The organism is Prosthecobacter sp. (genome assembly GCF_044222565.1).
Classification (GTDB): Bacteria; Verrucomicrobiota; Verrucomicrobiia; order Verrucomicrobiales; family Verrucomicrobiaceae; genus Prosthecobacter.
This window is the reverse complement of sequence record NZ_JBGANA010000003.1, coordinates 544,034-557,948: the sequence shown is the minus strand read 5'-3', so window position 1 is coordinate 557,948 and position 13,915 is coordinate 544,034. Positions and strand designations below refer to the sequence as shown.

Annotated in this window: 9 protein-coding genes; 2 read left to right on the top strand and 7 right to left on the bottom strand. The window is 59.9% G+C overall.

The genetic code is table 11. The features are described from left to right. Nucleotides 1-252 precede the first annotated feature (252 nt). Nucleotides 253-2,202 (top strand): DNA topoisomerase IV subunit B, encoded by a 1,950-nt coding sequence (locus ACILSR_RS06705; RefSeq protein WP_395748960.1) that lies wholly within the window; start codon nt 253-255, stop codon nt 2,200-2,202. Between the two features lie 101 nt (nt 2,203-2,303). Here ACILSR_RS06705 and ACILSR_RS06700 read toward each other — a convergent pair whose 3' ends face one another. From ACILSR_RS06700 to ACILSR_RS06690, 3 genes are all read right to left on the bottom strand, one after another. Continuing rightward, nucleotides 2,304-5,279: a protein kinase domain-containing protein gene (locus ACILSR_RS06700; protein ID WP_395748959.1), complete on the bottom strand. Its 2,976-nt coding sequence runs from the start codon at nt 5,277-5,279 to the stop codon at nt 2,304-2,306. Nucleotides 5,280-5,324: 45 nt separating this feature from the next. Then, nucleotides 5,325-6,068: an RNA polymerase sigma factor gene (locus ACILSR_RS06695; protein ID WP_395748958.1), complete on the bottom strand. Its 744-nt coding sequence runs from the start codon at nt 6,066-6,068 to the stop codon at nt 5,325-5,327. Nucleotides 6,069-6,804: 736 nt separating this feature from the next. After that, nucleotides 6,805-7,677, bottom strand: coding sequence for a LysR family transcriptional regulator (locus tag ACILSR_RS06690; protein WP_395748957.1), 873 nt, complete (start codon nt 7,675-7,677; stop codon nt 6,805-6,807). Nucleotides 7,678-7,780: 103 nt separating this feature from the next. Between ACILSR_RS06690 and ACILSR_RS06685 the strand changes: the two genes are divergently transcribed. Continuing rightward, nucleotides 7,781-8,716 (top strand): carbonic anhydrase family protein, encoded by a 936-nt coding sequence (locus tag ACILSR_RS06685; RefSeq protein WP_395748956.1) that lies wholly within the window; start codon nt 7,781-7,783, stop codon nt 8,714-8,716. A gap of 862 nt (nt 8,717-9,578) precedes the next feature. Here the strand turns inward: ACILSR_RS06685 and ACILSR_RS06680 are convergent. From ACILSR_RS06680 to ACILSR_RS06665, 4 genes are all read right to left on the bottom strand, one after another. Next, complete coding sequence (locus ACILSR_RS06680; protein ID WP_395748955.1) at nt 9,579-10,313, bottom strand: ROK family protein; 735 nt, start codon at nt 10,311-10,313, stop codon at nt 9,579-9,581. 209 nt (nt 10,314-10,522) lie between these two features. Next, entirely contained in the window at nt 10,523-11,299 is a 777-nt protein-coding gene (locus ACILSR_RS06675; protein WP_395748954.1) for an SDR family oxidoreductase, read from the bottom strand. Nucleotides 11,300-11,482: 183 nt separating this feature from the next. After that, entirely contained in the window at nt 11,483-12,298 is an 816-nt protein-coding gene (locus tag ACILSR_RS06670) for an HpcH/HpaI aldolase/citrate lyase family protein (protein WP_395748953.1), read from the bottom strand. A gap of 21 nt (nt 12,299-12,319) precedes the next feature. Next, nucleotides 12,320-13,897 (bottom strand): hypothetical protein, encoded by a 1,578-nt coding sequence (locus ACILSR_RS06665; protein WP_395748952.1) that lies wholly within the window; start codon nt 13,895-13,897, stop codon nt 12,320-12,322. Between the last annotated feature and the right edge of the window lie 18 nt (nt 13,898-13,915).

The following is a 13,915-nucleotide window of genomic DNA, read 5'->3' as shown; positions in this document are numbered from 1 at the left end:
CTTCACTTCGGGAGCGACAGCACCAAAACGTCGTGCATTATGAGGCGTAGTTTAACCTTATTTCCGGTGTCATCCGTTATAAGGCAACGATCCCTGACCTAACGCCACCCTCCGGTGTGATTTATTGATGAGGCAATACGGAGGTCAAGCCTCGGCACTTGACGTTTTGACGGCGCTTAGCTCCCTCGCTGCTCGTATGACCAGTACACCCTCTTGACACCCCCCGCCCTTTCTGCCATCTCAGATCATTCCATGGCCACTCCTGCCCCCGCTCACAACTACACTGAAGACTCCATCAAATCCCTCGACTGGCGCGAGCATATCCGCCTGCGTCCAGGGATGTACATTGGCAAGCTGGGGGACGGCTCCCTTCCGGAGGATGGCATCTACGTGCTGCTCAAGGAGGTGCTGGACAACTGCATCGACGAACACGTCATGGGCTATGGCAACTCCATTGAGATCACCATTGCCGAAGATCAAACCGTCACCGTGCGTGACTACGGCCGCGGCATTCCGCTGGGCAAGCTGCTTGAATGCGCCGCGCAGATCAATACCGGTGCGAAATACGACAGCGAGGTCTTCAAACGCTCCGTGGGTCTGAACGGCGTGGGTATCAAGGCGGTGAATGCCCTCTCCGAATTCTTTGAGATCCAGGCGATCCGCGAAAATCAGACGCGCTCAATTGAGTTCAGCCAGGGGATTGTGGTTTATGACATGGGCAAGCCCAAGCCCTGCACCGAGCCAAACGGCACCCGCATCGCCTTCCGTGCCGATGCGGAGAGCTTCGCGGAGGACACGCATTTCCGCCTCGACTTCGTTCGCGAGATGCTGCGCTTCTACGCCTGGCTGAATCCCGGACTCACGCTCCTGCTGCGCACGCCGGCTGGAGAAGAGAAATTCAAATCCAAGGACGGTCTGATGGACCTGATCCGCGCCAAGCTCACCGAAGAGCCGCAATACCCCATCATCCACCTCGAAGGCAAGGACGTGGAAGTCGCCTTCACCCATGGCACCGGCTACGGGGAGGAGTACTACAGCTTCGTCAACGGCCAGCACACCACGCAGGGCGGCACACACCTGGCGGCCTTCCGCGAGGCCATCGTGCAAGAGTGCCGCGAGTTTTTCAAAAAGCAGTTCGATCCCGCCGACGTGCGCGGGAGCCTCATCGCCGCCGTCAGTGTGAAGGTGCAGGAGCCGATCTTTGAATCGCAGACCAAGACCAAGCTCGGCTCCACCCACATGGAGACCAACGGGCGCAATCTGCGCGGTCACATCACCAGCGTCATCACCACGCAGCTCGACAACTTCCTGCACAAGCACGCCGACATCGCCAAGTCACTGCAGGACAAGATCAACTCCAACGAGAAAGAGCGCAAAGAGATCAGCGGCATTCAAAAGGCCGCCCGTGAAAACGCCCGCAAGGCCAAGGTCAACAACAAGAAACTGCGCGACTGCCGCGTGCACTTCGACACCAAGGACAAGCGCCGCGACGAAAGCACCCTCTTCATCACCGAAGGTGACAGCGCCTCCGGCAGCATCACCAAGAGCCGCGATGTGGAGACGCAGGCTGTCTTCAGTCTGCGCGGCAAGCCGCTGAACTGCTTCGGCCTCACCCGCAAGATCGTGTATGAAAACGAAGAGTTCTACCTCCTCGCCAATGCTTTGCAGATCGAGGAAGACCTCGAAGAACTTCGCTTCAACCGCGTCGTACTCGCCACCGATGCCGACGTGGACGGCATGCATATCCGTCTGCTGATGATCACCTACTTCCTGCAGTTCTTCCCCGAATTGGTGCGCAAGGGCCACCTCTATATTTTGCAGACCCCTCTTTTCCGCGTGCGCAACAAGAAGGAGACCTACTACTGCTACAGCGATGAAGAGCGCCAGCGCGCCATCCACCGCTGTGGCAAGACCGCCGAGATCACCCGGTTCAAAGGACTCGGAGAAATCAGCCCGGATGAGTTCAAGCACTTCATCGGCCCACACATGCGCCTGGAGCCCGTGAAAATCCGCGACCACGAAACCGACGCGGATGGCAATGCACTCCCTTCAGACCATCGCAGCGTGAAGGAGATGCTCTCCTTCTTCATGGGCAAAAACACCCCCGAACGTCAGAGCTACATTGTGGAAAACCTCCGCATCGAGCAGGAGTTGGAGTTCAAGGAGATTGCAGAGCCAGCAGCGCTCGCGGAGGCGGCGTAAACAAACAGCCCATTTCTCAAAAGACTGTCATGTCAGTGGCAAAAGCAGCCCCCGGTGGTCCGAGGGTGTGCAGTGGCCCGCCATTTGAAAACACCGGCCCATCACCTCGGCTGAAACAACAGAGCGCCCTGCAATTGCTCCCAATCCTCCACGCCACTCATCTTCCTTCCTGGAAAGCGCCGCAGTAAAAATAGCAGCCGCACAGTTTCCTTCGGGCCGATCACGACCGTCCGTCCCTCGTAGAGCTCCCGCACCTGCGTAAGCGCCATCTCCGCCAGATTTTCATCCGGCAGCTGAAATCCAAATCGAAAAATGCCAGGTCCCCGCTGAGTTGCCTCGCCGCGCAGCACTCTGGTTGGCTCGCCCGGATCTTCGCTTGGCAGCATCAGCCCCAGATCATGGAGCACGTCCTCAGGCGGCGCGGAACCCATCGAGGGCTTTGGCATGCCCAGAAATGACGCCGTGATCTCATGCGATTGAAAGCCCGGCTCGGACACCCCGTCAAACACCACCACAGAGCCCACACGAGTGATCGCCGTGAACCGGATCGCTGCCATCGGATTCGGCACCGGCGCCGTCACCGCGCTCACCCGTTGGGCATGCCACCGCCCGTCACGTTCGTCCTCAGTTCCCCTCCTGAGCGTCAGCAGCCCCAGAAGCACCACCATCGCGCCCACCATCAACGCCGCAGCTGCTCCTCCTAGAAATGAAGCGCCACGTTTGGGCAGAATCAAATACCCCGTGATCTTCCACTCGCCATTCCCCTCCCGCATCAGCAGCACATGCTCCGTCGCCTCCGGCAGCGCCTCAAAGGCCGAGTCAAACCACACCTCATAGCGGGTCCGGCATTCGGTCATCCTCTCACGCCGCCGTTCGCGCGCCACGCACGCCCCCAGCGGCCACCGCACCTCCTGCCCCGTCTTCACCCATGCCGACTCCGTGATCTCGCGCTGAAACCACGCCGAACCCGCCGCCCAGCTTTGTGCATACTCGCCACGGTCCATGATCGCCAGCCACTCCCGCGCCGCCACCCTTGGCACCGCGTGCCCCGCTTCCCCATCCCCGCCCTTGGCTCCGCGATTCACCGCACGCCATACCGCGCGTACAATCAGCCAGTCCACCAGCACCATCAGCGCCAGCACCAGCAGCCCTTGCCAGCCAGAGAACCGCAGCTCCGCCAGCATCACCTCCGGCGTCAGCCCCGGCCCCATGACGTGCTGCCGCCCGCTCACCTCCACCGCCACCATCAGCCCGTCCAGCGCCAGCAGCGGGAAAAAAAGCGCGTCAAACACAGCCAGCCCCAGCCCGTAGATTTTCCCCGCCGAGTGCCGGATCCTTGTCACCGCTAACCAGCCCACAATCGTCGCCCCAATTGGTGCGATGAACCCCGGTAAGATAAACACAAAAAACTCCAGCGCCATCAGCCCCGAGGCAAAGAGCCCGTGTCTCTCAAATTCATGCGATGTCATTTCATGCCACAAAAAAGCAGGAACGACCCCGAAGAAAAGCGTCACCCACGCCGCCCCGGTCACCGCCAGCCGCGAGAAGCGCCCCTTGCCCTTCACGCCCTTCCTGTTCCTGGCATCCGCCATTAGAAGCTCAACCGTCAGGCCCCTCTCCCGCGCCCATTGCGTCCCGCAGGCCAGCTTCCAGTTCAGCCGATACCAAAACGGATAGCATGCGATGCCCACTCCCCACACCGCCACCGCCAGCAGCCAGTGATTAAAAGGTGCCGGAAAGATGAAAAGGATGAACACCGGCGCGAACCACGTCACCGCATTCCAGACGCCAAACACTCCTCCCACCCAGCTCATCTCACGCACCTCCTCCGCCGTCATATGCGCCCTGATCTCCCGCACCAGCGGCGAGAACGTCAGTGGTGCATATCTTTGCTCCAGCCAGCCCCGCTTGCTCCCTTCTTCTCCCACCGCAGGCACATTCTCCACCCGCTGCGTCTCCGCGGCAGCAGCAGTTTCAAACGTAAGCGCCTCCTCCGCAGCACCGCCACCCGCGATCTCGCTCGCCGCTTCCACCTCCGTGCGCATCTCTGCCACTGTCTGATATCTCAGCTCCGGACTCGCCTCCAGCGCCCGCAGTACGATCTCATCGATCCTCACATCCACCTGCACCCGCTTCGAAGGTGCCTCCAGCTTTTCCTTCGGCCGCTCTCCCGTCAGCATCTCATACAGCACCACCCCCAGCGAATAAATGTCCGCACGATGATCCGCCTTCGCCCCCGCCTCCCGCTGCTCCGGCGCCGCATACGCCGGCGTCCCAAACGCCAGTGATACGGACATTGATTCGCTCTCGCTCACCCTTCGGGCTGCCTGCGCCAGTCTGCCTCGCTGCTGCTCGGCTCCTGGGCGCACCTCTTCCACGCCCGCAGCAGCCTCCCCACCTGCCGTCGCCGCCACCATCTTCGCGATCCCAAAATCCGCAATTTTCACCACCCCTGCCTTATCAATTAAGAGGTTCTCCGGCTTGATGTCCCGGTGCACAATGCCGTGATCATGCGCGCACTGCAGCGCCTCGCAGATCGGCGGCACGATGCTCAGCGCCTCATTCGGCGTCAGCCGTTTTGTTCGCAGCAGCTGCCGAAGATTCACCCCGTCGATGTACTCCATCAGCAGAAAGTAAAACCCGCCCGCCTGGCCAAAATCATACACACCCACGATGTGCGGATGGTTCAGCGCCGCGAGCGAATGCGCCTCCTTCTCAAACCGCGCCGCAAACTGCGGGTCCCCAGCGCGCTCCGGTGCCAGCAGCTTCAGCGCCACCATCCGGTTCAGCGACTTCTGCCGCGCCTTGTACACCACCCCCATCCCGCCACGCCCCAGACACTCCAGAATTTCCAACTGCGGAAAATGCGGCCCAAGTTCCTTCGGCGTCAGCGTCCTTGCTTTTGCTCTCTCCACCTCGCCACCATCCACATCCCCCGCTTGCGTCGGCTGCATCGCTCCCACCATCAGGCACCTCGGGCACAGTCCGCCGATCGCATCCGCCGGCAGCACCGCGCCACAGCGTGGGCAGTGGCTCGACTCAGCAGAAGAAGGGGCGTCTGAAAGGATGGGGTTCATATCAAGCCATGCCGTGCCACGCAGACACGGTTACCATTTTTTGATTCAACCACCCAGCGCCGCCAGCAGCGAGCGCATTTCATCCTCCACCGCCGATTCATCCTTCAGCGTCCCCGCGATCTCCTCCTTCACACATTGCCGAAACCTCTGCCGCATCCGGTGCACCGCGATCTTCATCGCCCCCGCGCTCAGCCCCAGCTCCGCCGCCACTGCAGCCTGGTCCCCGTAGCCCGCCTCTCCCAGCAGCCACGGCCGCATCCGCTCAAACCGCGCCTCCTCGTCCTCCGTCCCCGCGCACTCCACCCGCAGCACCTCCATAGCCCGCGCCAGCACCGTGATCGCCCACTGCCGGTCAAACACTGCATCAGGAGACAGCCGCTCATCCTCCGCCACATGCAGCCCCGGCGACTCCCCAGTCTCTGTCCCTACATTCAGCGACAGCTGCGTCACACATCCACCACGCCGCAGCCTCGTCCCCGCCTCCCGCTGATGCGCCACAAAGTGCTTCACCGCACCCAGCAGATAAAAGCGAAACCTCCCCCGCTCCGGGTTCGCCGTATGAATCGTCCCGCCGGCCAGCATCTTCGCAAAAAACGCATGCCCCATCTCCCCCGCCGCCTCCGCATCCCTCAGCATGCTCCGCAGATACGCCATCACCGGCTCATAATACGCCTGACACAACTCCGACAGCGCCCTCCTCCCATCCTCCGACTCATCCTTCGCCAGGCACACCCTCGTCCACCTCGTCGTCAAAAACGGAGCTCCGTTAAATGTTCTCGTCTGCGCCATGATCATGAAAAACACAAAGCAGCCCCATGCTGACAGACTCCCATGCCGCAAAGAAGCACAAACGTTTCAAAAAATCTCTCCACCTCCTCCTCACACTCGTGATTCAAACTCACAAGAGCCAGTCCATCCCATCACTCCCCCGTTTCATCATTCCAAAAATTTCGCGGCTATTCGCGCCCATTTGCCTTGAAAAGGCTGGATAGAATCGTCGAACCCTGCTCAGCCGCAGCGCAGCGCAAGTCTAGGAGCACCGCCTAATGGAATACGGCACCGGAACCGATGCTCGCGGCCAGCCTCTGGCACGCCATGCTCGTATTCTTCGGGTCAGCGCAAACTCATTCAAACCCACACCCCTATGAGAACAAGCCGCAACTATTCCTTGGAGGCCCTAATCGCCAAAATGTCTTGGGACGACGCCAAAGCAAACCGCGAACAGATCAATGCCCCGTCACACAAAGCAGCTCACACCAGCAAGGAAGCCTGCCCCCCCTCCAAGTCCCAAACAAGCCGAGAACCCAGCGCCCCGCGATAAAAATGCCGTGCATGATCAGCACTCAGTTAAGGCGGCTGCTTGCGTATTCCACTGCGCCAGAAACTCTGCGGGTTTTTTCTAAAATGCCGCTCACTTTCATCACTTCGCGCCGCCAAACATCAGCCCTGAGGGGGCTGTAGAATATAGCCCCGGCTTGTCGAGCCTCGGCGAGGAGACCCTGGGGTTCGTAAGCCCCGCCACCACTCACCTCCTCATCAGCTCCCGCAAAATCAAATTCGGAAACCTCCGGCTCGGTGTGATCGCATAAAAGCTCTCTTTGATCTGCGGAAACCGGTGGCGCTCCACCAGCACCCCGCTATCCAGCTCATCTTTCACAACCACCGGCGGCACCAGCGTCACTCCCTGCGTCTCACGCGCCACCAGGCGCAGCATCGCCATGTCATCCACCTCCGCCGCGATGATCGGGCGGATGCCGCTCTGGTCCATCAACACATCAAACGCCGCGCGAATGCTGCTCCCCTGGCTCGGAAGCACGATCGGCACCGTGCGCAGATCCGCCGGAAATCGGAACGGCTTCAGCCCCCGCTTCTTGTGCCCCACCAGGCTGACCGACTGCTCGTCCAACAGGTGGCTGTGGCACACCGTCTCCGCATCCCGCCGCACCGCCGTGTTAGAGAGCACCACGTCCAGAGTGTGATTCTGCAGCTGCGCCAGCAGCTCCCGAAGCGTGCCCGAGTGAATGATCAGCTCCACGTCATCACGCGAAATCAGCGGACGCAGAAACCTCAGTTGAAAATTTCGCGAAACATTTGAGGCGGCCCCCACCCGCAGCAGCCCGCGGCTCCTCCCCGCGCGATTCTTCATGAGATCGATCAGCTCCTCCCCGCTGCGGAAAATCCCATGCGCATACTCCAGCGCTATCCTCCCCGCCTCCGTCAGCACCAGCGCCTTGTTCTTCCGCTCAAACAGCCTCTGACCCAGGCTCTCCTCCAGGCTCCTGAGCTGCACACTCAGCGCCGACTGCGAAATTTTCAGATGCCCCGCCGCCTTCGTCAGACTTCCCTCCAACGCAATGGCACGAAAGTAGCGCAGATGATGATAATTCAAAAAAGCCATGTCCATCCATATACCAAAACGAACGATGTCTGCCAATTCTTGAATTGGAACGAATCATCCCCCTCGCCAAAGAACCATGGCATCCTTCCATACAGCACCCAGCATGAATCCCCCTTCCCTGAAACGCGTCTCCATCATCTGTGACCCCGTCGCCGAAGAGCACGTCGCCGCGCTCCTCGAAGAAATCGGTGCCCACGGCCACATGACCGTTCCCGTGCGTGGCATCGACTCACTCTCGGCTGGCAGTTCGGAAACCGACCCTGCCTCGGCCGAAACCGCCAAAGTGCAGATCGAAATCACCCTCGAACCCGACCGCGCGGAAACCCTCCTCCAACGCCTTCAGAGCGATCTCCTCACCTCCGCGCCCACCATCGCCGCCTATGAGAGTGATGTCCCCGAAGAGGAACCACTCATCAGCCATGTCACCACCGCCGAAGAGCAGGCCCGCCTCACTCCGGAAGAAGTCCTCCAGCAGTTCAAAGACGGCAACCGCCGGTTCCGCAGCGGCCAGATCACCCGCCGCAATCACCCTGAGCAGGTCCGCAAATCCGCCGTCGGCCAGTTCCCCAAAGCCGTCGTCCTAAGCTGCCTCGACAGCCGCGTCCCCGTGGAGGACGTCTTCGACCAGGGCATCGGCGATGTCTTCGTCGCCCGCGTCGCCGGAAACCTCGTCAATGAAGACATCCTTGGCAGCATGGAGTTCGCCTGCAAAGTCGCCGGCGCCAAAATGATCCTCGTCATGGGTCACCAGCATTGCGGTGCCATCCGCGGCGCCATCGATGACGTCCAGCTCGGAAACCTCACCAGCCTCCTCGCCAAAATCAAGCCCGCCGTCGCCCTCAGCAGCAGCTTTCCAGGAGAGCAAACCTCCGCCAATCCCCTCTACGTGCGCCACGTCGCCCGCAACAACGTCCGCCACGCCCTCTCCCAGATCCGCACCCGCAGCCCCATCCTCAAAGAGATGGAGGACAAGCGTGAGATCAAGATCGTGGGCGCCTTCTACCGCCTCACCGACGGCACCCTCGAGTTCATCGAGTAGCACCATTCTCAAAGAAAGAGCCCATTCGTCTTCCCCCCTCGGCATCCCAGCCCGGTTTCCTTTATTGCGACATCGGCGGCGGCTCTGCGGGCAGCTCAGACAAGACGCTCATCCAGTTAAGCAGAGGGCTACCCTCTTGATCCTTTCCCGCCTGCTCTTCGATCCTCGTCACGATTCGCCTGGGAAACACCGCCGCCAGAGAATCTCCCCGGTACAAACAAACGAGAGCCCCGTCCATAGCACACCTGTCCGCATCTTTGAATGCAGTTCCTCCCCTTGTGAAATGGATTTTGTATCGATGCATGGCATCAGTCTCCCACTCCGCAAAATTACGCTCCAAACACGTTCTCGGTCCTCTCCATTTACCTCCTGATCCCTCGATCAGCCTAATACCTTGCGCTTGCCGTCCCCACACATCAGCCCTCGGCGGCGCCAGGCTTTCTCAGCACAAGATAATACCGCCTTCTCCTGAAGAGCTAGACTTCAACATCAGGTCGAGCAATTTTGCGTCGGTCCCAGCCCGACAAAAAGGAGCCGGTATACAGCTAGCGTAGACGAACTCAGCCTGCATTGATTTACCTTTTCACTGCACACGAAAGGAAACCCAGCCATCCTCCCTTTGGCGCCACCCGCTGCCGCGTAAAGTACCGGCACGTCTCATCCCACCGCTCCCGAATCGGCACTCGAATGCAACTCGCCGCGGCGTTCCATCCTCATCACAGACCAGCTCTTCATCCGCGAGCAACTGCCTTGGAACTTCCGCACGCTGAGAAACCCAATCTTACCGCAGAAACTTTTGTAGTACCCGATTTCGAAATCCAGGCAGCTTAACTCCTCACCTCAATCGCAGGTCCCCTCACACTCAACGCGCCCTTTCCACCGGCCTCATGCCCACGCGTCTTGTTCTCAATGGCACCGCCTGGACTTCCGAATGGTGCACATGCGCCGCATCCTTCCACAAACGCACCGCCCCGTGAATGGCGTCCTGATTGCAACTCCTCCGGCACCCCTCCGGCAGCGGATCCAGATGCTTCGCATTCCCGCCGCCGATCACTGTATCGCCCGGCCAGAACACATCCTTCAGCAGTGCCACCGCGCGGTGCACATGCCTCTGCCAGCGCTCATGCCCATTGCGACGCCGCGCCTCCTTCGTCAGCAACTTCATAAAGGTGCGCCGCCCGCGCAGCGGGATCAACCCCAGTTCCACAGGCATGATCACCCCGTCCACCACCATCGCGGCGCCCACGCTCGTGCCAAAGCCCACGAAAAGCATGCGACCGCCTTGATAGTGCGCCAGCGCCTGCATCGCCGCATCATTGATTATTTTAACCGGCTTTCCAAACGCCTTCGCAAAGTCAAAGTTCAGCCACCCGCCGGAAAGATTCAGCGGCTCCCGTACCAGCCTGCCCTTTTCCACCAGACCCGGAAAGCCCATCGAGATCGCGTCATAATTCCAGTCCGAAGTCATCACCTTCACCCCCTTCACCATGTCCGCCGCCGTCAGCCCGCGCCCGGACGGAAACTTCCGCATCTCCGTTCCGCCGCTGATCATCATCTTCACATTACTGCCGCCAATATCGATCATGAGGATGTTCATAATAAAATCAGGTTCACAGGTTCATCTCGGCGCGGCAGTGCGTCTCGTCTCACACCTCCGCCCTCTTCAGGTTCTTCACCCTCACCATCGCCGCCGCCCCCACATCTGCGCGTAACCTTCCTACCAAAAAACCACCCCAGCTCCCGCCACTCCCAAGTCTCAGGCCAACAAACGCAAACAACTGCCAACAACCGCAACCTCCATCCTCCTCACTTCGCCGTATACCCCCCATCCACCGGCAAATTCACTCCGGTAATATACCGCGACGCATCACTTAGCAGAAAGATCACCGCGCCCCCCAGATCCGTCTCATCCGCCATGCGCCCCAGCATGGTGTGCTCGCAGTAGCGTTGCAAAAACGGCTCCGGCTGATGATTGAAAAATCCCCCCGGCGCCAGGTTGTTCACCCGCACCCCCCTCGGCCCATACAGGGCCGCGTAGAAGCGCGTCAGGTTCTCCATCCCGCCTTTGTGGAAGAAATAATCCGGCGGCATGTCCCCCATGTTCGTGCCCGCATACAATTCATAGCTCGGCCCTATCATTCCCTGAATGCTGCCGATGTTCACGATGCTCCCGCGCCCCGCCTCTGCCATCGCTTTTCCAAAGTGGCGGTGCATCAGCATCAGGCCTGTCGCATTCACACGCATCGACTCCGCAAATTGCTCCGCCGCACCCTCCGCCCCCTTCATCGGCCGCAGCACTGCATTGTTCACCAGCCCATGCAACGCCCCATGTTGCGCGCGCACGCGCTCATGCAGCGCCATTACCGAAACCTCATCTCCTTGATCCAGCGCCTCTGCAAACACCCTGTGCCCCTTCGCCCGCTCCTCCTCTGCCACCTGCCGCAGCTTCGCCACGTCTCGCGAGGCCATCACCAGCGTCGCCCCCGCCTCCGCCAGCATTGCCGCCAGACCTCGTCCATACAGACCCGCGCCTCCGGTGAGAAGAATGGTTTTATCGTGAAGAGAAAAAGAGGGGAGGTTCATAAAGGAGTCGAATGTAAAGAATGGATCAGAAAAGTTGCTTCACTCACAAATCCGGTCGATTGCCTCGGGTCAGGACGTTGGTCTGATCTTCTGTGTGTTCCGTAGGCCAGCATCCAGGTTTCCAGGTTCAACAGTAGCTCTTCGCAGGCAAAGGCGTTCGTAAAGTGTGAGGGATCGCTGGTTTTACTTCGTGGACTTGTACACCGAGTCACTGCCACCCGCAGCATTCACCCCACCGAAATCCCCCACCATTCGGCGGAATGCATTCCCCATCTCGACCACATCCGCACCCAGGGTAAACACCCGCACGCCCTCCTCATTCTCCAGCATTTCCCGCTGTCCAAAAAGCGACGCCACCGCCGGATACTTGCCATGCTTCACCGCCGCCGCGTGCACACGCTTGCGCGCCGCCATCACCTCCGGATGCGTGGCCTGCCCCAGCTTGCCGATGCGGTGGCTGAAGTCCCCCGCTCCAAAGAGCAGCATGTCATACCCCGGCACCGCAGCGATCTCCTCCACCACCTCCAGCGCCTCAGGGCTCTCGATCTGCAAAATCACAAACTTCTCCGTGTTGCAGTGTTGCGCATATTCCTCCAGCGGCACCTGGCAGAAGAATCCGTCCATGTTTCCCGCATCCAGCGCCTTGCTGCCCAGCGGCCGGCACCTTACCATGTCCACCACATTTCGCGCCTCCTCCGCACTCGTCACATGTGGCACCATGATCCCCGTCGCATCGCATTCAAAGGGCTTCACATACTCGCTGTAGCCTCCCTTGTTTACCCGCACGATGCTGTCCATGTCATACAATTTCGCCGCACGGATCTGGTGCTCAAGATTCAGCCAGTCGTTCGGCACATGCTCATTGCACAGCCACACTGCCGAAGCCCCTGCGAGTCCCGCAAGTTCCACGATCCGTGGATCCCCCAGGTTCAGCTTGATCACCGTGGAGTTCTGGCCATTGCGCAGTTCGCGCAGGATTCGTGAGGGTCGTAGTTTCATTTGTGATTGGAAAAGTTTAAATCAGTGAAGCGTGATCGAATAGACAGACGCCTTCGTTAGTTGGAGCCGTATGTGATACTTGCCAGCAGGAAGCTCCGCCAGCGTCTTGTTCTTCCACCCGATCTTCTGACGCAGAGCATCCCCCTCCACGGCCTTGCAGTTCGCCTTGTCAAAGCCCGGCACCCGATACCCATCTGCATCCAGCAGCTCCGCCAGCACCGCGCCACCCTTTGCGTTCGCATTCACATAGATCTCAGTGCGCCCTGTGAGATCCAGCGGCTTCAGCGTGATCTGCCCCACATCCGCCGGCTTCTTCACCTTCGCAGTCGGCGCCGCCGGGTGGCTGCGAATCCCCGCAAACCGGTCCAGCGGCAGCGTCACCAGCCCCACCCCGCTCTTCTGCTGGTCCCCCGTGATGTCGGTTCCCCCGCCGATCGCCCCGCTGCTGTACGCCCCGTAGTAAAACCGCATCTCATTTCCCTGCACGATTATGTTGCAGTTCGTCAATATCGTCCCGCTGTCAAACTGCTGCCCCGCGCTCCTCGGCAAAAACAGCGTTTTCCTGAACGGCCTCTCCCACTCAAACCCATCCCGGCTCACCATCAGCTCAATATCCATCATCCCATGCTCCGCTCGATTCAGAATCTGATTCAGGCTAAAATAGCGCTCCCGATAGATGAACACTGGCGAAGTGTGAAACTCCAGCTCCCCGTCCTCATCATCCGGCACAGACACAAACTGCGGCTTGCTCCAGTGCAGAAAATCCTTGCTCTCGCTGCGCCCCATCCCGTGCTTCCACGCATGCCCTCCGTCCGGACCGCACAGCCACATCTTGCCAAAGATGACATACGCCTCGAGCTTCGGATCATAGATCACATCCGCCGCGTCAGACAGAGTCAGCGGCATCAGCGACTGTCTGCGCACCCTTCCATCCGGCAGCTTCGTTTCTGAATACGGATTCTCCCCCACAAACGGCTCCTGCTGTCCCTTCCCGCCAAAGCTGTTTTTATAAAACGGCGCGCCCTTCGCCTTCGTCCAGTGAATGCCGTCAGGCGAATACGCCACATGCAGCCCCGCCGAAGCCTCTCCCTTCTCATCGTACGTCCAATCATTGAAAGCCATCTTGTACCGCTTCGCCTCATCCTTCTCCCGCGTGTCATACAGCACCGAGTTGCAGTACCGGTCCCCATACCCACCGCCGCCCAGCAGCACGATGTTTGTATCCCTTTCCCCGTTGAAATCAAACAGCCCCAGCTTCGGTTTCGTAAAAGCAATGCCATCATCCGACTCCGCATAGCACACAACGCACTCATGCGTCTTCACCTGCGAACGCGTTCCCGCATACGCCTGATACCAGAGCTGATATCTCCCCGTCTTCTCATCCCGCCTCACACTCGTCCACCCGATCGCCATCTCCCACGGCTTGTCCTCCGTGATCAGCGGATTCTTCGCATGCCTCACCGGCTGCTCCATCACCCTCCGCGTGCCAGCCCGATAAAGCACATCATGATCATCCACAAACAGCAGAGTGCGCTCCGCCGCCGCACACGAAAGTCCGGTCGCAGCCATCATCAGACAAGTCATCAAAATTCGTTTCATGACGATCGGTTGTTGAAA

Bases quoted from the DNA above. Each gene is read 5' to 3' on its own strand.
- ACILSR_RS06705 (WP_395748960.1), top strand. From the start codon at position 253: ATGGCCACTCCTGCCCCCGCTCACAACTACACTGAAGACTCCATCAAA.
- ACILSR_RS06700 (WP_395748959.1), bottom strand. From the start codon at position 5,279: ATGAACCCCATCCTTTCAGACGCCCCTTCTTCTGCTGAGTCGAGCCAC.
- ACILSR_RS06695 (WP_395748958.1), bottom strand. From the start codon at position 6,068: ATGGCGCAGACGAGAACATTTAACGGAGCTCCGTTTTTGACGACGAGG.
- ACILSR_RS06690 (WP_395748957.1), bottom strand. From the start codon at position 7,677: ATGGCTTTTTTGAATTATCATCATCTGCGCTACTTTCGTGCCATTGCG.
- ACILSR_RS06685 (WP_395748956.1), top strand. From the start codon at position 7,781: ATGAATCCCCCTTCCCTGAAACGCGTCTCCATCATCTGTGACCCCGTC.
- ACILSR_RS06680 (WP_395748955.1), bottom strand. From the start codon at position 10,313: ATGAACATCCTCATGATCGATATTGGCGGCAGTAATGTGAAGATGATG.
- ACILSR_RS06675 (WP_395748954.1), bottom strand. From the start codon at position 11,299: ATGAACCTCCCCTCTTTTTCTCTTCACGATAAAACCATTCTTCTCACC.
- ACILSR_RS06670 (WP_395748953.1), bottom strand. From the start codon at position 12,298: ATGAAACTACGACCCTCACGAATCCTGCGCGAACTGCGCAATGGCCAG.
- ACILSR_RS06665 (WP_395748952.1), bottom strand. From the start codon at position 13,897: ATGAAACGAATTTTGATGACTTGTCTGATGATGGCTGCGACCGGACTT.